20 protein-coding genes are annotated in these 18,902 nt (G+C 33.5%); 15 read left to right on the forward strand and 5 right to left on the reverse strand.

The features are described from left to right. Nucleotides 1-1,281 carry a hydroxymethylglutaryl-CoA reductase, degradative gene (locus MT340_RS02035; RefSeq protein ID WP_243588561.1) on the forward strand — a complete coding sequence of 427 codons (1,281 nt, stop codon included), beginning with the start codon at nt 1-3 and terminating at the stop codon, nt 1,279-1,281. Nucleotides 1,282-1,426: 145 nt separating this feature from the next. On the opposite strand, the gene MT340_RS02040 is transcribed toward MT340_RS02035, so the two are convergent. Continuing rightward, on the reverse strand, nt 1,427-1,861 hold the full coding sequence (locus tag MT340_RS02040) for a CHAP domain-containing protein (RefSeq protein ID WP_243588562.1): 435 nt from the start codon (nt 1,859-1,861) through the stop codon (nt 1,427-1,429). A gap of 265 nt (nt 1,862-2,126) precedes the next feature. Then, nucleotides 2,127-2,342: a sterile alpha motif-like domain-containing protein gene (locus MT340_RS02045; RefSeq protein WP_243588563.1), complete on the reverse strand. Its 216-nt coding sequence runs from the start codon at nt 2,340-2,342 to the stop codon at nt 2,127-2,129. A gap of 251 nt (nt 2,343-2,593) precedes the next feature. Between MT340_RS02045 and cidR the strand changes: the two genes are divergently transcribed. The 7 genes from cidR (at nt 2,594) to MT340_RS02080 (ending at nt 10,640) form a co-directional block, all read left to right on the forward strand. Further along, the gene (gene cidR / locus MT340_RS02050; RefSeq protein WP_243588564.1) at nt 2,594-3,478 is read left to right on the forward strand and encodes a cidABC operon transcriptional activator CidR; all 885 of its coding nucleotides are present in this window, start codon (nt 2,594-2,596) and stop codon (nt 3,476-3,478) included. Between the two features lie 271 nt (nt 3,479-3,749). Beyond that, complete coding sequence (locus tag MT340_RS02055; RefSeq protein WP_243603529.1) at nt 3,750-4,142, forward strand: CidA/LrgA family protein; 393 nt, start codon at nt 3,750-3,752, stop codon at nt 4,140-4,142. Continuing rightward, complete coding sequence (locus MT340_RS02060; RefSeq protein ID WP_243603530.1) at nt 4,139-4,822, forward strand: LrgB family protein; 684 nt, start codon at nt 4,139-4,141, stop codon at nt 4,820-4,822. Before MT340_RS02055 ends, MT340_RS02060 begins: the two co-directional genes overlap by 4 nt. Before the next feature lie 53 nt (nt 4,823-4,875). Continuing rightward, nucleotides 4,876-6,615: a pyruvate oxidase gene (locus MT340_RS02065; protein ID WP_243603531.1), complete on the forward strand. Its 1,740-nt coding sequence runs from the start codon at nt 4,876-4,878 to the stop codon at nt 6,613-6,615. Nucleotides 6,616-7,673: 1,058 nt separating this feature from the next. Beyond that, nucleotides 7,674-9,740 carry a glucose-specific PTS transporter subunit IIBC gene (gene ptsG, locus MT340_RS02070; protein ID WP_243603532.1) on the forward strand — a complete coding sequence of 689 codons (2,067 nt, stop codon included), beginning with the start codon at nt 7,674-7,676 and terminating at the stop codon, nt 9,738-9,740. A gap of 138 nt (nt 9,741-9,878) precedes the next feature. Next, complete coding sequence (locus MT340_RS02075) at nt 9,879-10,289, forward strand: acyl-CoA thioesterase (RefSeq protein ID WP_243588568.1); 411 nt, start codon at nt 9,879-9,881, stop codon at nt 10,287-10,289. A 24-nt stretch (nt 10,290-10,313) separates the two neighbouring features. Beyond that, a complete protein-coding gene (locus MT340_RS02080) occupies nt 10,314-10,640 on the forward strand; it encodes a thioredoxin family protein (RefSeq protein ID WP_243588569.1) in 327 nt (108 codons plus the stop codon). Between the two features lie 50 nt (nt 10,641-10,690). Here the strand turns inward: MT340_RS02080 and MT340_RS02085 are convergent, their stop codons facing one another. Next, nucleotides 10,691-11,647, reverse strand: a complete 957-nt coding sequence (locus MT340_RS02085; RefSeq protein WP_243588570.1) for an L-lactate dehydrogenase — start codon at nt 11,645-11,647, stop codon at nt 10,691-10,693. 174 nt (nt 11,648-11,821) lie between these two features. Between MT340_RS02085 and MT340_RS02090 the strand changes: the two genes are divergently transcribed. Next, nucleotides 11,822-12,793, forward strand: coding sequence for an alpha/beta hydrolase fold domain-containing protein (locus tag MT340_RS02090; RefSeq protein WP_243588571.1), 972 nt, complete (start codon nt 11,822-11,824; stop codon nt 12,791-12,793). Nucleotides 12,794-13,006: 213 nt separating this feature from the next. Next, nucleotides 13,007-13,129, forward strand: a complete 123-nt coding sequence (locus MT340_RS02095; RefSeq protein ID WP_272107551.1) for a KGG domain-containing protein — start codon at nt 13,007-13,009, stop codon at nt 13,127-13,129. 78 nt (nt 13,130-13,207) lie between these two features. Here MT340_RS02095 and MT340_RS02100 read toward each other — a convergent pair whose 3' ends face one another. Further along, nucleotides 13,208-14,122 (reverse strand): EamA family transporter, encoded by a 915-nt coding sequence (locus tag MT340_RS02100; RefSeq protein WP_243588572.1) that lies wholly within the window; start codon nt 14,120-14,122, stop codon nt 13,208-13,210. A 111-nt stretch (nt 14,123-14,233) separates the two neighbouring features. Here MT340_RS02100 and MT340_RS02105 point away from each other — a divergent pair, with 111 nt between their 5' ends. Further along, a complete protein-coding gene (locus tag MT340_RS02105; RefSeq protein ID WP_243588573.1) occupies nt 14,234-15,118 on the forward strand; it encodes an AraC family transcriptional regulator in 885 nt (294 codons plus the stop codon). 24 nt (nt 15,119-15,142) lie between these two features. On the opposite strand, the gene MT340_RS02110 is transcribed toward MT340_RS02105, so the two are convergent. Continuing rightward, nucleotides 15,143-15,451 (reverse strand): hypothetical protein, encoded by a 309-nt coding sequence (locus tag MT340_RS02110; protein WP_481906651.1) that lies wholly within the window; start codon nt 15,449-15,451, stop codon nt 15,143-15,145. 590 nt (nt 15,452-16,041) lie between these two features. Here MT340_RS02110 and pgsB point away from each other — a divergent pair. Genes pgsB through MT340_RS02130 form a run of 4 tightly spaced genes read left to right on the forward strand, consistent with a single transcriptional unit; the run spans nt 16,042 to nt 18,901 of the window. Next, complete coding sequence (pgsB, locus tag MT340_RS02115; protein WP_243588574.1) at nt 16,042-17,199, forward strand: poly-gamma-glutamate synthase PgsB; 1,158 nt, start codon at nt 16,042-16,044, stop codon at nt 17,197-17,199. Nucleotide 17,200: 1 nt separating this feature from the next. Beyond that, a complete protein-coding gene (gene pgsC / locus MT340_RS02120) occupies nt 17,201-17,653 on the forward strand; it encodes a poly-gamma-glutamate biosynthesis protein PgsC (protein ID WP_243588575.1) in 453 nt (150 codons plus the stop codon). Nucleotides 17,654-17,676: 23 nt separating this feature from the next. Further along, nucleotides 17,677-18,750 carry a CapA family protein gene (locus tag MT340_RS02125; protein WP_243588576.1) on the forward strand — a complete coding sequence of 358 codons (1,074 nt, stop codon included), beginning with the start codon at nt 17,677-17,679 and terminating at the stop codon, nt 18,748-18,750. Next, complete coding sequence (locus tag MT340_RS02130; protein ID WP_243588577.1) at nt 18,740-18,901, forward strand: hypothetical protein; 162 nt, start codon at nt 18,740-18,742, stop codon at nt 18,899-18,901. The genes MT340_RS02125 and MT340_RS02130 overlap by 11 nt, the downstream gene beginning before the upstream one ends. The last annotated feature ends 1 nt before the right edge of the window (nt 18,902 follow it).

The raw sequence follows: 18,902 nt of genomic DNA on the forward strand, positions 1-18,902 counted from the left end.
ATGAAGAGTTTAGACAAAGCGTTTCGTCATTTATCACGTGAAGATAAGTTGAAACAGTTAGTCGAATACGGTTGGTTAAATGACGATAATTATGAAGTATTACGTAACAACCCACTTATTAATGAAGAAGTAGCCAACAGCTTAATCGAGAATGTGATTGGTCAAGGTACATTACCAGTAGGCTTATTGCCTAGAATCATTGTTGATGATAAAGAATATGTCGTGCCAATGATGGTGGAAGAACCTTCAGTTGTTGCGGCAGCAAGCTATGGTGCGAAACTGGTTAACAACACTGGTGGTTTCAAAACAGTTAAGAGTGAGCGCTTGATGATTGGTCAAATCGTCTTTGATGCTGTTGAAGACACAGAGGCGTTAGCGCAAGACATTAGAAATCTTGAGCCTCAAATTAAACAAATTGCTGATGAAGCTTATCCATCTATCATTGAACGTGGTGGTGGCTATCGTCGTATTGATATCGACACGTTCCCTGAACAACAGTTGTTATCTTTAAAGGTCTTTGTAGATACGAAAGATGCGATGGGTGCAAATATGCTTAATACTATCTTAGAAGCGATTACTGCTCACTTGAAAAATGAGTTCCCAAACCACGACGTGTTAATGAGTATTTTATCGAACCATGCTACAGCATCTGTTGTACGTGTACAAGGTGAAATCAAAGTCGAAGATCTAAATAGAGGAGAACGTTCAGGTGAAGAAGTAGCCAAACGTATGGAACGTGCTTCAGTACTAGCACAAGTAGATATTCATCGTGCAGCCACACATAATAAAGGCGTAATGAACGGTATTCATGCCGTAGTGTTAGCGACAGGAAATGATACGCGTGGTGCAGAAGCAAGTGCCCATGCGTATGCGAGTCGTGATGGTCAATATCGAGGTATCGCCACATGGGAATACGATGAAGCACGTGGTCGTCTCGTTGGTACCATTGAAGTACCGATGACTTTAGCGATTGTCGGTGGTGGTACGAAAGTATTGCCAATTGCTAAGGCTTCATTAGATTTATTAAATGTAGAAACTGCACAAGAGCTTGGACAAGTCGTTGCTGCCGTTGGATTAGCACAAAACTTTTCAGCATGTAGAGCCTTAGTTTCTGAAGGTATTCAAAAAGGCCATATGAGCTTACAATATAAATCATTAGCGATTGTCGTAGGTGCACAAGGCGACGAAATTGCAAAGGTAGCAGAGGCTTTAAAACAAGAACCTAAAGCCAATACTGCTGCTGCACAACGCATTTTAGAAGAATTAAGAAAACAATCATAAACTATAGATAGAGAGTAGGTTTAACATGAGGTTGTTAAACCTACTCTCTTTTTAATTCATATAAAAAATTCCTTAATGATATAAGTGACAGATTGTTACTTACATCATTAAGGAATTCTAATATATAGGGTAATTATCGTTAAATTTAATAAATGTAATTATAGTTACGTGCAGCCCATTTGCTTAAGTAACGTGTGCCGTAACCAAGACGTACGTTATAGTTATATTCTGATACCAAAATGCTTCCATTATTATAAACACGCTCTACAACAGCTACGTGACCATAATATCCTGCAGTTGATTGCATTACTGCGTAGCGACGAGGGATATGACCTGTTCTATAGCCTGAACGTTGTGCATTGTAATACCAGTTCTTTGCGTTGCCCCATCTATTTGAAACAGGTTTGCCTAATTGTGCACGACGTTGATACGCCCACCAAGTACATTGACCTCTATTGTAATAGTTATATGAAGCGGCATGAGAGACATGTGTATGTTCAATATTTTGGTACGTGAAAGTTCCAGCGAACATGATTCCAGTAGCTAATAAAAGACGTGAAAATAATTTTTTGAATTTCATTTTGTTCTCCTCAAAATATAAAATACTTAAAAACTGTATTAATCATATTCGTTAAAAAGGCGTAATACAATATAAGAAATCAATTATACAAGTAACTGTAATATGTATGAAATATTCCATTATATTTTGTAACTAATTTTACAAATTTGTGATTTTAATAAAATAAAAGGGGTATGTTGTTAAAGAAAAAAGAAAACGAACGCCCCGAAAGGCGTCCGTCTTCTGAGATGATACTTCCATGAATGTATAATTACATTGTTAGAAATCATACATTGGTGAATTGGTTAAAAACAGACAATGCTCTTTTAACAATTGTCACCGGTATGGTTTCTGGACATGGATGTTGTCGAAAATATGACAATATTTCATTTTGGCTCTTCACTTCTCTAGGGAAATTGTTATCTTGATTAATCCAATTTACCAATTCACCTAATGGTGTGTCATCACCAACAAAATTTTGCATAAATTCGTAAAAGCTCAATGCCTCACCTCGATATTCAAATTGAGCCTTAACGATTATAACATTTTTTGAGAAATAAAAATACTAGTGTTTTTAAATGAATATAAACAAATAATTTATATATTAATAGTTATTTTTTACGTATATAAAAACATAAGCGTATTTAAAAATTCTCATAGTCCTCCAATATAGATTTTATTTTTCCAAAAAGTTTAAAAAATATTGGTGTATAATATAATAATAGTAGAAGTAAAAACAAAGAAGGTGAGCATTTGGATATCAAACATATGAAATACTTTATGGAAGTTGTAAACCAAGGTGGTATGACAAATGCTTCAAAGTCTTTATATATCGCCCAACCTACCATCAGTAAAGCGATAAAAGATATAGAGAATGAACTCAAAATGACGCTATTCGACCGTCAAAAACGATATTTAGTGCTTACTGACGCAGGTAAAGTATTCTATAAAAAATGCGAAGAGATTATTGCGTTGTATGACAATATTCCATACGAAATTAATGGATTGCTAGGACTTGAAACAGGTCATATTAACATTGGGCTATCTGCAGTGATGGATATGCAACATTTTATATATATACTAGGTGAGTTTCATAAACTCTATCCGAACGTAACATACAATTTAAATGAAAGTGGCGGTAAATCGATTGAAACGCGTTTGATTAATGATCAAATCGATATTGGTATCACCACCATTCCTATTAATGAGAACATTTTTGATTATTTATCTTTATATAGTGAAGATTTAAGATTAGTAGTAAGTGATGAACATGAACTTGCGACGCGAGAATCAGTGACTATGGCGGATTTGAAGAATGAGGACTTCATAATGTTTAATGAAGATTTTTATCTTAACGATAAAATTATTGCAGCTGCTAAAAATTCTGGTTTCATACCAAACACAGTCTCAAATGTATCTCAATGGAACTTTATAGAATACTTATTATTAGCACATTTAGGTGTCAGTATTTTACCAGAACATATAGCGAGTATGTTGAAAGATAATATCAAAAGTATCAAGATTGAAGATCCAAGTATGCGTTGGGAACTTGGGGCGATTTGGAAGAAAGATAAATTACTCAGTCATGCCACGTCGAAGTGGATTGAATTTATGAGTCAACGTTTGAAATACGATTGATTATTTGAATAGTTTCGCTTAGGGAGTAGGAGAATGAAATCATTTTAATTACTATTGATTTCATTAACCTGCTTTTTTATTTTATTTAAAATTAAAAACAATATCGTACAAAACTGACTACTCCTAAAATAAAACGGTTACATAGAAAAAAACTATAGTTAATATTCAAAATGAGTATTTTTCTAGCTTTTCAACATAAATTACAATTATGAATGTAGTCTTAAATTTAGCTGTAACAATTTCGACATATTTTAGTGGAGGTTCGGTCATCTTGAAAAAAGCGCTCACAGTTGCACAAATTGTTGTTCAAATTGCCATTATCATAGTCATTAGTTATATAGGAAGTTTACTACAAGAACTTTTCCACATACCACTTGCTGGAAGTATTGTAGGCATGATTTTGCTATATATCTTATTAGAACTTAAAATAATTCGCATTAACTGGATATCAGAAGGTGCAGAATTTTTATTATCAACGATGGTCTTTTTCTTTATTCCATCGGTTGTCGGTATTATGGATATCTTTTCTAATATAACTAAGAGCTATATCATCTTCTTCTTATTAATCATAGTAGGTACAAGTTGCGTCGCCCTTGTTTCAGGTTATATCGCTGAAAAAATGGTGAAACAACCTAAAGCCAAGAAAGGTAATGAGTTGAGATGATAATTAAAGCAATCCTTATGATATTGTTAACCATCGTTATGTATCTATTGGCAAAAAAATTACAACTTAAATATAACAATCCATTTTTAAACCCTGCCTTAATTGGTTCGATTGGTGTGATTATCGTTTTACTCGCTACACATCAAAACTATCATGATTATATGGCTGGTGGTAAATGGATTAACCATTTATTAAACGCAACTGTCGTGTGTTTAGCGTATCCACTTTATAAAAATCGACATAAAATCATCGAAAATATGAGTATTATATTTTCAAGCGTAATGGCTGGAGTCGTACTCAATTTTGTGTTAGTGTTTAGTTCGTTAAAGTTGTTAGGTTACTCTGAAGAAACCATTGTGACAATATTGCCTCGTTCCATCACAGCTGCTGTAGGGATTGAAGTATCACATGAATTAGGTGGTACAGATACGATTACCGTACTATTTATCATCACTACAGGGCTAATAGGGAGTATGATGGGATCAATGTTATTGAAAGTAGGTAATTTTAAAACATCAATCGCAAGAGGCTTAACATACGGTAACGCATCACACGCGTTTGGTACGGCAAAAGCGCTAGAACACGATATTGAATCTGGCGTATTTAGTTCAATTGGAATGATATTGACTGCTGTTATCAGCTCAATACTTATTCCGATCATGATTATTTTATTTTATTAATGGGAATATGAAATAAGTACTCGTATAAGTTAGGAAAGGAGCTATTTGTAAAAATGGCGAAAATTAAAGCAAATGAAGCATTAGTCAAAGCATTAGAAGCATGGAAAATAGATCATCTTTATGGTATTCCAGGGGACTCTGTTGACGCAGTAGTAGATAGCTTACGTACAGTAAGAGATTCATTCAAATTCTATCACGTACGTCACGAAGAAGTAGCAAGTTTAGCAGCTGCTTCATACACTAAAATGACAGGAAAAATCGGGGTAGCATTAAGTATCGGTGGTCCTGGTGTAGTTCACTTATTAAATGGTATGTACGATGCAAAAATGGACCGCGTACCTCAATTAATTATTGCTGGACAAACAAACAGCTCATTATTAGGTACTAAAGCGTTCCAAGAAACAAATATTTCTAAAATGGTTGATGACGTAGCTGTTTATCATCACCAAATTCAAAAAGGCGATAACGTATTCGACGTTGTTAATGATGCAATCCGTACTGCTTATGAAAAACGCGGTGTTGCTGTAGTTATCTGTCCTAACGACTTATTAACTCAAAAAATTAAAGATACAACAAATCGTCCAGTAGATACAATGAAACCTAAAGCACCATCACCAACATTCCGTAGCATTAAAAAAGCATCTAAATTAATCGATAAAAGTAAAAAACCGGTTATGCTTATCGGCGTAGGTGCACAAAATGCTAAAGAAGAATTACGTGAATTTATCGAAGCAGCAAAAATTCCAGTCATTCACACATTACCAGCTAAAACAATCATCCCTGATGATCATCCATACAGCATTGGTAACTTAGGTAAAATCGGTACTAAAACATCTTACCAAACAATTCAAGATGCTGACTTATTAATCATGGCAGGTACAAACTACCCTTACGTAGATTACCTACCTAAGAAAAATATCAAAGCAATCCAAATTGATACGAACCCAGATGTGATCGGTAAACGTTTCAACATCAACGTAGGTATCGTTGGCGACACTAAAGTTGCTTTCCACCAATTAACTGAAAGCATTAGACACGTCCCAACTCGTCCATTCTTAGATAAAACATTACAACGTAAAGCTGTTTGGGATAAATGGATGGAACAAGATATGAACAACGAAAGTTCACCAATTCGTCCAGAACGCTTAATGAAATCAATTAGTAAATATAGCGATGACGATGCTGTATTCTCAATTGATGTTGGTACTTCAACAGTTTGGTCAACTCGTTACTTAAACTTATCAGTAAATAATAAATTCATTATTTCATCATGGTTAGGTACAATGGGTTGTGGTCTTCCAGGCGCTATCGCATCTAAAATTGCTTATCCTAAACGTCAAGCAATTTCAATCACTGGTGACGGTGCCTTCCAAATGGTAATGCAAGACTTTGCAACTGCTGTTCAATATGACTTACCAATGACAATCTTTGTTATGAATAACAAACAATTATCATTCATTAAATATGAACAACAAGCTGCTGGTGAATTAGAATATGCGATTGATTTCTCTGATATGGATCACGCTAAATTCGCTGAAGCTGCAGGCGGTAGAGGTTATGTCTTAAAAGATCCTAGCCGTATCGATGAAGTTGTAGAAGCTGCATTAAATGAAAATGTACCAACTATCGTTGACGTACATGTTGATCCTAATGCTGCACCATTACCAGGTAAAATCGTAAATGAAGAAGCGCTTAACTATGGTAAATGGGCTTACAGATCAATTACTGAAGATAAAAAATTAGACTTCGAAGAAATTCCACCACTTTCAGTAGCAGCTAAACGTTTCTTATAATATCAATTCTTAAGAGAAGCTTACCTTAACAGGTAAGCTTCTTTTTTATATACAGTAGTTCTTAGATGAATGTTACTCATTTTGTTGCGACGCTTTCTTGCGGGAAAGGCTTAAGCCTGTAGTCTTATAAAGTCGTTCTTAGATAGATATTCACTCACTTAAGTTGAGACGCTTGCCTAAGGGGCTGGGTCGAGCCTTGGTCTTGTAAAGTAGTTCTTAGGTAGATATTCACTTGTTTAAGTTGTTACGCTTTCCGGTGGGAAAGGCTCAAGCCTGTAGTCTTGAGGCTCTTTCTTTTCCACCAGGAGTCTTCACAACTACACTTCGTAATCTACCTTAGAACTACTTACGCAAGTGTTAGAACACTTACGTTCCTCCCCCAGCTTGCTTTGTTTGTAGACTTTCTATGCGAAAGTCTTTGTGTTGGGGCCCCGCACTCAACTACGTTTCGTTATCTATCTTAGAACACCTTACACAAGTGCACTCGCACTTGTGTTCAATAAAATGCCAAGAGTCGCGCAACGACATTCGTTGTTCATCTTAGAACTACTTACGTAAGTGTTGAATACTTACGTTCATTAAAATTAATAGTAATAAAATCACTTTCACCACTTCTGTTCGTACTTTATCTTAAGATTGCTTTTTTAAATATATGAGGATTTAATTTTTTTATGCAATATTTAAGTATTTGTAAGTATAATTTAAAAAAGCGATAAAGTGGGATGAAAAAAGTATTGAAAACGTTTTATCATGTGTATATAATAAAAATTAATTAATAAAAGAACTGCGTGTTACTATTAAATTAGGCATAAGCAAATAAGAGATTAAGGCAGATTAAACGTCTTAATTAGGATACAAAATGACTATAATATTACATATTTAGTAATGATTGTATGAATTTGTATCCTTGAAAGTAGAGAAGACGACGGGACAGGTTGCACTCATTAAGTTGAGTAAGAACTGAGCTTACGTTTTCTTAAACATACTTTTCTCTTTTTGCTTATGTCTTATTTGTTGTCATAAAGTTCATAAAATGAATTCAGAAGGGAATAGGACTTATGTTTAAGAAGTTTTTCGGTCAATTGCAACGTATTGGTAAAGCGCTAATGTTACCAGTTGCGATTTTACCAGCTGCTGGTATTTTACTTGCGTTCGGTAATGCGATGCATAATGAACAATTAGTTAAACTAGCACCATGGTTAAAAATGGATGTCTTCGTAATGATTTCATCTGTCATGGAAGCAGCTGGACAAATTATCTTTGATAACTTACCGTTGCTATTTGCAGTCGGTACAGCACTTGGACTAGTTGGTGGTGACGGGGTTGCCGCTTTAGCTGCTTTAGTAGGTTACTTAATTATGAATGCAACAATGGGTAAAGTTATGCATATCACAATTGATGATATTTATAGCTATGCTAATGGCGCAAAAGAATTAAGTCAAGCTAATAAATTACCAGCGAATGCTTTAATTTTAGGGATTCCAACACTTCAAACAGGTGTGTTTGGCGGTATCATCATGGGGGCACTTGCAGCATGGTGTTATAATAAATACTACAATATTACGTTACCAGCTTTCTTAGGATTCTTTGCAGGTAAACGTTTCGTACCAATTGTTACGTCAGTCGTAGCAATCATCACAGGTATCGTATTAAGTTTCGTTTGGCCACCAATCCAAGATGGTTTGAACGGATTATCTAATTTCTTATTAAATAAAAACTTAACACTAACAACATTTATCTTTGGTATTATTGAACGTTCATTAATTCCATTTGGTTTACATCACATCTTCTATGCACCATTCTGGTTTGAATTTGGTCAATATAAAGACCATGCAGGCGACTTAATTCGTGGTGACCAACGTATTTGGATGGCACAATTAAAAGATGGTGTACCATTTACAGCTGGGGCATTCACAACTGGTAAATATCCATTTATGATGTTCGGACTTCCAGCTGCAGCTTTAGCAATCTATAAAAATGCACGCCCAGAACGTAAAAAAGTTGTTGGTGGTTTAATGTTATCAGCAGCTTTAACATCGTTCTTAACTGGTATCACTGAGCCATTAGAATTCTCATTCTTATTTGTTGCACCATTATTATATGTCATTCACGTATTCTTAGCGGGTACATCATTCTTAGTAATGCATCTTTTAGATGTGAAAATTGGTATGACATTCTCTGGCGGCTTTATTGATTACATTCTTTATGGTTTATTAAACTGGGATCGCACACATGCTTTATTAGTCATTCCAGTAGGTATTGTTTACGCGGTTGTTTATTACTTCTTATTTAGTTTTGCAATTAAGAAATTTAATCTTAAAACACCAGGTCGTGAAGACCAAGAACAAGAAATGCGTAACTCAAGTGTTGCGAAATTACCATTTGACGTTTTAGACGCTATGGGTGGTAAAGAAAACATCAAACACTTAGATGCATGTATCACACGTTTACGTGTTGAAGTAAATGATAAATCTAAAGTTGATGTACAAGGATTAAAAGCATTAGGTGCTTCAGGCGTACTTGAAGTCGGAAACAATATGCAAGCAATCTTTGGTCCTAAATCTGACCAAATTAAGCATGATATGGCGTTAATCATGAAAGGTGAAATCACTAAACCTAGTGAAACAACTGTGACTGAAGAAGTTTCAGATGAACCTGTACATGTTGAAGATGTGAAAGAAACAGAAATTTATGCGCCAGGTACAGGACACATTATTCCATTATCAGAAGTGCCTGATAAAGTATTCTCTGAAAAAATGATGGGTGATGGCGTTGGATTTGTTCCAGAAAAAGGAGAAATCGTAGCACCATTTGATGGTACGGTTAAGACTATTTTCCCAACTAAACATGCAATTGGTTTAGAGTCAGATAGTGGTGTAGAAGTCTTAATTCACATTGGTATCGATACGGTGAAATTGAACGGTGAAGGTTTCGAAAGTTTAGTTAATGCGAATGAGCCTGTAACACAAGGTCAACCTTTAATGAAGATTAACTTAGCGTACTTAGAAGAACATGCACCTAGCATCGTAACACCAGTTATCATCACAAATTTAGGCGACAAAACTTTGACAGTTGAAGATGTTAAGTCAGTTGATCCTGGTAAAGCAATTATGAAAATTAAATAGATGAAGAATAAATCCTGATGGTAGTTCATCTACTGTCAGGATTTTTAATTTTAAAAAGTAAAAGTAAACATGATGAAAATTTAAGGGTAAGGGCGTAAAATAAAAGTGTAGAATGATTTATAAAAGGAGTTAAATATTATGTCTGAAGAAGGTTTATTAGTAGCTGAAAAAGAAATAGAAGTGAATAACTATGATATTGATGCTATGGGTATAGTAAGCAATATCGTCTATGTGCGTTGGTTCGAGGATTTGCGTACAATTTTCATTAATGAATATATGACATTCTCTGAGATGATGAAACAACACATTTCTCCAATATTAATGAGAACTGAAGTGGATTACAAAGTACCTATTACGATTCATGACAAACCTGTAGGACGTTGTTGGTATGTTAAAAGCAGTCGTTTAAAATGGGTCTTTAAATTTGAAATTGCTTCAGGTGACAAAGTGCATTGCGTGGGTTACCAAACAGGTGGTTTCTTTGATTTGGAACAACAAAAGATTACTAAGATGCCAGAAGTATTCCAAAATCTTCTTAAAAAAGATTAAATATTTGAGGTAGAGGTGAGCTTAATGACAGAACAACTTAACAGTATAGAACAATTTCATCAATTTATAGAGACACATCCGTTAGCCGTCATCCATGTTATGCGTGACCATTGTTCAGTATGTCATGCTGTATTACCTCAAATTCAAGATATTGTAAGCGAATATAGTCATGCTACGTTTGGCGTCATTAATCAATCTAAAGTGGAAGCCATCGCTGGAGAGTTATCTATTTTTACTGTACCAGTAGATTTAATCTTTTTAGATGGAAAAGAAATGCACCGACAAGCACGCTTTATTGACATGCAAAGCTTTGAACATCAACTACAATTGATGAACGACAGTTTACAATAAAATAAAGCTCTAATCACTATTTGTTAACTATAGCGATTAGAGCTTTATTTTTAGATATATTTATCTATAATTGCATCCGCACGTTGTTGGTATTCTACGATGATTTCGCCAGATTGTTGAAGTTTTGATAGTTCTTCTTCTGATAGTTCTAATTCAATGATTCGATCAGCACCATTACCATTTATGATGGTAGGTGTACCAATATATAAATCATTCAGACCATATTCTCCTTCAACATAACTTGATACATTCATAATGATATTTTTATTAAAAAGAATGGCTTCTACTATGCGAACTAAACTCAAAGAAATACCAAAATTGGTTGTGCCTTTTCGAACATAGATATCGTAACCAACTTGTGTAGTTTGAGTTGAGATAGACTCTTTAAAAGATGTGATATTTGTATCATTACTAAGTAACTTTAATACTGGTTCTCCGGCTATTTGAGCATGTGACCAAACATGCACTTGTGAATCACCATGTTCACCTATGACTGGGGCATAGACATTGTGAGGTGCTACATCAAATGTACGACTTAAGAAGAATTCGAAGCGTGCAGTATCAAGAGATGTACCTGAGCCAATTATTTTGTTTTTTGGAAAGTCTGATATACGTTTAGTGACATAGCTCATAATATCAACGGGGTTTGAAGGTAATACAAAATAACCATCAAAACCGTTAGCGATGACTTGTTGGATTATAGGTATAAAGATATTCACGTTATCTACGAGAAGTTTGAGACGGGTCTCTCCTTTATCCAATTTAGCACTTGCACAAATGACCACAATATCCGCATCAGCACAATCGGTATATGTTCCCACATGAACATCAACGAAGTTGTCACTAAAAGGTGTCGCATGATTTAAATCCCACACATCAGCTTTGGCTTTATCTTCGTCAATATCAATGATGGCAAGTTCGTCTACTAACCCTTTTGCTACGATAGCATGTGCAAAAGCAGAGCCTACATAGCCGCTCCCAATAAGTACAATTTTATTACGTGTCACAGGCAATAACCTACTTTCTTTATAAAGTTTGAAAATTCTTATAATTTAGTATAAGAATACCATTTTGTTAAAAAAAGAAAAACCCTAGAACGCTCCATCATCTCGTAATGTATTTTACTAAAATAATGCAATATAAAGGTTTATAATTAATAGGTGTATAGGAGGACGGTATAAATGAAAAAAAGATTATTATCAGTGATGACTTCAGGAATATTAGGTTTCCTTGCTTATATTAAAGTTAAAGAAAAACGTAGTTACCAAAGTTATCTAAGAGAGAAATTTATTCGAATGTCAGGTATGAAAAAGACTTTCGAGAATATAGAAGATGCGAAAAAAGCATTAGAAGTAACAAAAGATATAACTGCTGGTAAATATGGTGGTACGAGTTATGAGTTTGAACATGATGTTAGAATTAAAGATTGGCATGGTTCATTAACTTATATTGTGAATGATGCGCGCGATCGCCAACAAAAAGTTGTGCTATATGTCCATGGTGGGGCTTGGTTCCAAGATCCATTAGAAGAACATTTTCAATTTATTGATAAATTAGCTGGAGAATTGAATGCTAAAATTGTGATGCCAGTTTATCCTAAAGTGCCCCATCGCGATTACCGTACTACGTTTCAATTATTAACAGATCTTTATGAAAAACAACTTATGTTAGTAGATAGAGCGAGCCAAATTACAATTATGGGTGATTCTGCTGGTGCACAAATTGCATTATCATTCGCACAATATATAAAGGAAACGGCTCAATTACAACAACCTGGTCATCTTGTCTTAGTATCACCAGTATTGGATGCTACGTTTAGTAATCCAGAAGCAAAAGAATATGAAAAAATTGATCCAATGCTTGGTATTGAGGGAAGTAAATACTTTATTGAGTTATGGGCAGGCGACTTACCTATTGAAGACTACCGCATTTCACCAATCAATGGTGATTTAGAAGGATTAGGTCGTATTTCAATCTTTATCGGTACTAAAGAAACGTTGTATCCTGATGCAGTAAAATTATCTAAGATGTTAAGTGAAAAAGGGATAGATCATGATTTCACACCAGGCTATAACTTATTCCATATTTATCCAGTCTTCCCATTACCTGAACAACAAAAGTTCTTTGAACAATTAAAGAAAATCATTAAATAATATTTCATTGTGAGTTAGGGCTGTCTTTATAATTAATTTTATAAGACAGTCTTTTTTACATTGGATCATTGTATAAATATTTTATTTAGTTTATATGTAAATCTAATGTATATGATTATTTAGTTTGTGTAAAATCAATTTTCTGGAAAATAATGGGGGAAAGGTGCTACTAGATACGTGAGTATCATATTATTTTTTTGAGGAGGAACTAAAATGTCTGATAACCAAAAAATGAGTCATGAAGAAGCGGATAAAAAAGGTGGCAATGCTACAGCGAAGAATCATGACAAAGAATTCTATCAAGAAATTGGCGAAAAAGGCGGTAAAAATTCATAACTATGATTGCCTTTAACATAATGAAATAGAGAGTGGGATGAAGTAAAGTTACGTTATCCTGCTCTCTTTAATTTTTAGCTATAATGTTTCGGGTTGCTTTTTCAGAGATAATATTAAAATCAATACTAGAATTATAGCAATACCGACAACTTGTATAGGTTTAAATGAAACATCCAACCATAATGCACTTGTAATTACGGCAATCACAGGTTCAATCGTACCTAGAAGTGTTGTTTCTTTCGGTGAAAGGTATTGTAAACTATCAATAAATAAGTAGAAAGCTAAGGCAGTGCCTGCAATAATTCCAAATATTAAATAGAAAATCGTTGAAATACTTAAATTACTAGTATGGATGTGCCAAATTGGATGTTTAAAATTCATCGCAATTCCTGAAATAGCCATTGCCCAACCTACAATCAATAATGAAGGGAACTTTTCAAGTAAACCAGTAGCGTATATAGTATAAAATGCTAAAGCTAAGCCAGCGATGATACCCCAAATGAGACTTGTAGGAGAAACGACTAAATGAGAAATCGAGCCGTTTGTTAAAAGTAAGAAAGTACCAATCAATGTCATGACGATAGCTAAAATATCAAATGGTCGAAATACGTCTAACCCACGAATGACAAACCAAATAATGATGTAAACGGGTGCTATATATTGCAACAAAGTAGCAACAGCTACATTTCCTGTAGCAATTGAAGCCATGTAAGCGTATTGTACAAATAACATACCTATCAAACTATAAATAAGTAAACTAATTAATGTTTTCATATTTTTAAGCACAATGAATATAGAGCGTTTTGGATATAATATTTTATAAATGCCTAGTAAAAAAACTCCACTTACAATGAGCCGTGCAGTAACGTACCAATCTACATCTATATCGCGTTGATTGAATAAAAAATCAGAAACGGTTCCACCTAACCCCCATAAAGTAGCACCAATTATAGCGAATAGCACACTTTTTAGTCTATGTTGCGTACGAGCCATTCAATGCACCTCCATCTATTTTGTTAATTATAAATCTCATAATATAATGTTTATAAATAATAAAATACTCAAATAGTGATTAAAACTATCAAAATATTGAGGTGTTTCGAGGTGAGAAGACGTATGATTATTACTGAAGATTTAGAAGAAAAGATTAATTATCCTGATGAACGTTGGCCTCACATCATTTTACATACTAAATTGAATGATACATTGTTAGGATATATACCACTACATTGGCATTATGCTTTACAATTTATGTATGTAACTGAAGGTGTTATTCAAGTTAAGATTGCAGATAATGAGATAGTAATTGACCAAGGAGAAGGGCTATTTATTAATTCAAATATTGTCCATGAAATTCATGAAATAAATTCAAATTCCCGTTTTTACTGTTGGAACGTAGGTTTACCTGATGCAACTGAATACATTAATTTTACATATATGAATTATATAATTGATCAAGCCTCTATGCTTCCATATATCAAATTAGAGAGAAATGTTGAAGAAGATGCATGTTTGTTAAATAGTATTGAAAAAGTAGGACAGACTTATATTGCGCAACAAGGACATTATCAACTCGAAGTATTAAGTGAGTTTTACCGATCTCTAAATTATTTATTATTAATTATCGAGAAATATAATCAAACAAATCATTATTTTTTTGATCCAAGAGTTAAGCAATGTATTGAGTATTTACAAACTCATTATAATAAAAAAGTAACGTTACAAGAGTTAAGTCAATTAATTCAAATAAGTGAAGCAGAAACGATTAAGTTATTTAAACGATTTGTAGGGGATACACCTTTTAACTATCTTCAAAGTTATCGTTTGGAACAAAGTGCCAAACAATTAATGTATATGAAGTACAGTGTTACACAAGTAGCAATGACATGTGGTTTCTCCACGACGAGTTATTTTATACAAATATTTAAACAAAAATATCAACTCACACCTAAACAATTTCAAATTCAATATGCGAAGGCGTTTAAATAAAATAAAGCAAGTACATCTTTATCATTATTCGGATGAAGATGTACTTGCTTTTTTATTATATGTATCTAAATTTTTAGAATGTGTATTTGGCGCCTTTTCGTTTTCGGCTAATTCATTCGTTTTATTAGTTTTAATTTCACTCATATCTTCAGATGAAGATTTAGTTACATTATTAATATGATGTGGATCAGTGTCTAATACTGAACTACTCATATCGTTACCTTGTAAACTGCCAATAAGAATGAAAATTAAATAACTCGAGCACGCAAGTAATATAAATGCTAGATAAATGCTAACGGCGATTTTTACGGGTTTAGACATAGATTTACTCATCAAGTGCCTCCTAGATACAGATTATAAGCAAGCCTTTAAGTCTTTTAACTCTTCGACATCATAAAGCATCACATCTTCTTTATAAATTAGTGATATATACGCATTTCGTCTTCACGATTAATCAAAGCTTTTTTAGTCTTCAATAATATAATTTACATGATCAATAATCTTTATACCGTTTTATTCATGTTTAAGGTAACATCAAAATTTTAATTTAGTGTAAATAAAGAGTAAATATTTGATTTTTTACAAAAAGTATATGCAAATACTTAATCTGTTTAAAAAAGTATTCTATAATATTAAATGAATAAATATTTAAAATTTCTAAAAAAGTTTACAAACATAAATATTTTTTAACATTAAATTTACATTTTTAAAACTGACAAAACATGGACGTGTTAGCATACCTTTATTAGAGGTAATAGTTTACTGTCTAAGTTTAGTGAATTTTTTCTAAGAATGAATTTAAACTAAAATTATTAAGCTAATCTATATTAATTATTTTATTTTCTTCATTTTTAAAATACATAATTGTTTAAAATGGTTTAAACACAACTTAATACAAAATCAATCAAAGAGAGGGCACTATTTTGATTCTTATTACAATTTGTATCGTATTAATACTATGGCTCGGTATCAAAGAAAAGAAACGCCATATTAATCGATTAAAGAAGATTCCCCTACGAATAAATATTAATGGTATTCGAGGTAAGTCGACGATTACAAGGATGATTTATAGCGTATTAAGAGAAGACCATTATCATGTTATTGGTAAAACAACAGGAACAGACGCTCGTATGATGTATTGGTTTACAGAGAGAGAATATCCAGTAATTAGAAAACCTCAAGGGGCTAATATTGGTGAACAGCGAGATATTGTTCGCAAAGTGGTTAGACAGAAAGCGGATGCATTAGTTAATGAATGTATGGCTGTTAACCCCGATTATCAAATCGTCTTTCAAGAGGATTTAGTTAGAGCGAATATAGGTGTTATCGTCAATGTGATGGAAGATCATATGGATGTATTAGGGCCAACGCTTCAAGATGTCGCGCAAGCTTTTACGGCGACGATTCCGTATAAAGGTAAATTAGTTGTTATGAAAGATGCTTATACTGAGTTTTATGCAAAAGAAGCCAAAAAAAGAAAGACAGAATTGATAGTCGTAGACAAAGATGAAATTCCTGAATCTTACTTAAGAAAATTCGATTATTTAGTCTTTCCAGACAATGTAGCTATCGTATTAGGGGTAGCGCAAGCAGTAGGCGTGGATAAAAATGTTGCATTAAGAGGTATGTTAAATGCACCCCCTGATCCTGGTGCTGTTGAAATTAAGTATTTTAATGCAAATAACACACAAAATGTATTTGTAAACGCGTTTGCAGCTAATGAACCTCAATCCACGAAGGCAATTTTAAATAAAGTGGAATCTTATAACTATCCTTACACTAAAAAAGTAGTTATTTTAAATTGTCGTTCAGATAGGATAGACCGTACACGACAATTTGTTGAAAACTTTATTGAAGATGTCGAGTATGACACGCTCATTTGTACAGGTAAGAGTACGCAAATGGTGACAGAAGTCATGCAACATATGCCAGATAAGAAATATCTTAATTTTGAAAATCATGAATTTAGTGATATCGAAAAAGCAATTCTTAAAGAATCACAAAATGCGCTTATTTTCTGCGTAGGTAATATTCATGGTCCAGGTGGAAGAATAGCAGAATTTATAGAAGGGATAGAATAAAATGATAGGTTCAGAATTATATTTCTCCTTATTCGTCGGCATTGTATTAAGTTTAATCTTTGCAGAGAAATTTGGAATAAATCCAGCAGGACTAGTAGTACCTGGTTATCTAGCACTTATATTTGATCAACCTGTGATGTTGTTATCCGTACTTGTTATTAGTTGTATAACATACTTTATTGTTACATACGGTATTAGTAGATGGGTGATTTTATATGGCCGACGTAAATTTGCAGCGATGATACTGACAGGAATGGTATTGAAATTTATCTTTGACTTAATTTATCCATTAACACCATTTGAAACGGTCGCAGTTTCAGGTATCGGGGTCGTAATTCCTGGTATTATTGCTAATACAATTCAAAAACAAGGTGTCGTGATTACATTAGCTTCAACAATGTTATTAACTTGTATTACCTATGTCATCTTGTTCTTATATAGCTTTATTAATTAATCGCGAGCAAGGAGCGTAAAGTAATGAAAAAGAAAAAACGGTTAACCGCGAGCGAATGGTTACTTAAGCAATCTAAACGCCATAAACGTCGAAATTTTATTTACACACTCATTGTTTTAATCGTCGCATTCGTTCTATTAGTGTTTGCTATTCGAGCTGTAAAAGTTGAACCAATAGAAGCGATGCCAAAGTCTAACGTTAATTCAATTCGTAATACATATCTAGGCAACATCACCTTAAACAAACACATTAGAAAAATGAATTTGAATGATGTTTTTGCTAGCTTGAAAGAACCATTACATAATAGTGATTTTTCTACTGCTTCACTTTTAGTGAGTCACTTTTCCAATAATCCAACGGATAACTTAAATAAAAACTTAGATAACATTATGTTTCTAAGAAAACAAAATATTAAAAGTGTTAATTTAATCAATAACACGATTGATAATGTGCAAGCGCAAGATTTGAGCAAAAAAGTAGAAGCGCAAACGGATTATAATTTCTTAACAGGTAATGGATCTAACTTAATTAACAGTAAAACAGTGCAACAGAATATCAAAGGTAAAAAAATAGCCAATGTTTCCTTTACAGATGTGGAATCGAATTATGAAAATCCAATAAAAAATACGACATCTATCAGTTTAGACCCTAAAATCTTTGTGCCGTTAATTAAGAATTTAAAAGAAAGAAATGATCTAGTCATTGTTAATGTCGATTGGGGTATCCCCAATGAACGTAATGTTACCGATCGCCAAAAGGTCTATGGTCATGCTCTTGTCGATGCAGGTGCAGATGTCATTGTTGGTCATAATTCTGTAGTACAAAAAGTTGAAAAATATAAAAGTGCAAGTATTTTTTATAGTTTAGGAAATCTTACATCAGATTCATTCTTATCCAAAAATCAAAAAGGCATGATTGTTCAACATGACTGGGATGGGCAACATAATAAGTTCCATATGACGCCTGTGCGTGGTGCAGACGGTAAAATCACTAAAGATAAGATGAATAAAATGGAAGAACAACGTTATTATAACGCTATCGAGGATAAGACGATTCATCTGAAACAAGAGAATGGAGGATATACCTATGAATATTAAAAAACACTGGGTAGGTATCTTAACTACGCTCATTATCATAGTCATCTTATTGATGGTAACATTTGCAAAAGCCAATGAAGGCCTTGACCAATTTGAAAAAAATGATTTAAAAAATATAACGGAGCAATATTTATCTAAAGGGGCCAGTTAGT

Source organism: Staphylococcus sp. NRL 16/872, from assembly GCF_022815905.2.
GTDB lineage: Bacteria > Bacillota > Bacilli > Staphylococcales > Staphylococcaceae > Staphylococcus.

What these genes read in the sequence shown, in the direction of transcription:
- MT340_RS02040 (WP_243588562.1), bottom strand. Translation starts at nt 1,861, where the DNA reads ATGAAATTCAAAAAATTATTTTCACGTCTTTTATTAGCTACTGGAATC.
- MT340_RS02130 (WP_243588577.1), top strand. Translation starts at nt 18,740, where the DNA reads ATGAATATTAAAAAACACTGGGTAGGTATCTTAACTACGCTCATTATC.
- MT340_RS02075 (WP_243588568.1), top strand. Translation starts at nt 9,879, where the DNA reads ATGTCTGAAGAAGGTTTATTAGTAGCTGAAAAAGAAATAGAAGTGAAT.
- MT340_RS02110 (WP_481906651.1), bottom strand. Translation starts at nt 15,451, where the DNA reads ATGAGTAAATCTATGTCTAAACCCGTAAAAATCGCCGTTAGCATTTAT.
- MT340_RS02035 (WP_243588561.1), top strand. Translation starts at nt 1, where the DNA reads ATGAAGAGTTTAGACAAAGCGTTTCGTCATTTATCACGTGAAGATAAG.
- ptsG (WP_243603532.1), top strand. Translation starts at nt 7,674, where the DNA reads ATGTTTAAGAAGTTTTTCGGTCAATTGCAACGTATTGGTAAAGCGCTA.
- MT340_RS02100 (WP_243588572.1), bottom strand. Translation starts at nt 14,122, where the DNA reads ATGGCTCGTACGCAACATAGACTAAAAAGTGTGCTATTCGCTATAATT.
- MT340_RS02125 (WP_243588576.1), top strand. Translation starts at nt 17,677, where the DNA reads ATGAAAAAGAAAAAACGGTTAACCGCGAGCGAATGGTTACTTAAGCAA.
- pgsC (WP_243588575.1), top strand. Translation starts at nt 17,201, where the DNA reads ATGATAGGTTCAGAATTATATTTCTCCTTATTCGTCGGCATTGTATTA.
- MT340_RS02065 (WP_243603531.1), top strand. Translation starts at nt 4,876, where the DNA reads ATGGCGAAAATTAAAGCAAATGAAGCATTAGTCAAAGCATTAGAAGCA.
- MT340_RS02095 (WP_272107551.1), top strand. Translation starts at nt 13,007, where the DNA reads ATGTCTGATAACCAAAAAATGAGTCATGAAGAAGCGGATAAAAAAGGT.
- MT340_RS02080 (WP_243588569.1), top strand. Translation starts at nt 10,314, where the DNA reads ATGACAGAACAACTTAACAGTATAGAACAATTTCATCAATTTATAGAG.
- MT340_RS02060 (WP_243603530.1), top strand. Translation starts at nt 4,139, where the DNA reads ATGATAATTAAAGCAATCCTTATGATATTGTTAACCATCGTTATGTAT.
- MT340_RS02090 (WP_243588571.1), top strand. Translation starts at nt 11,822, where the DNA reads ATGAAAAAAAGATTATTATCAGTGATGACTTCAGGAATATTAGGTTTC.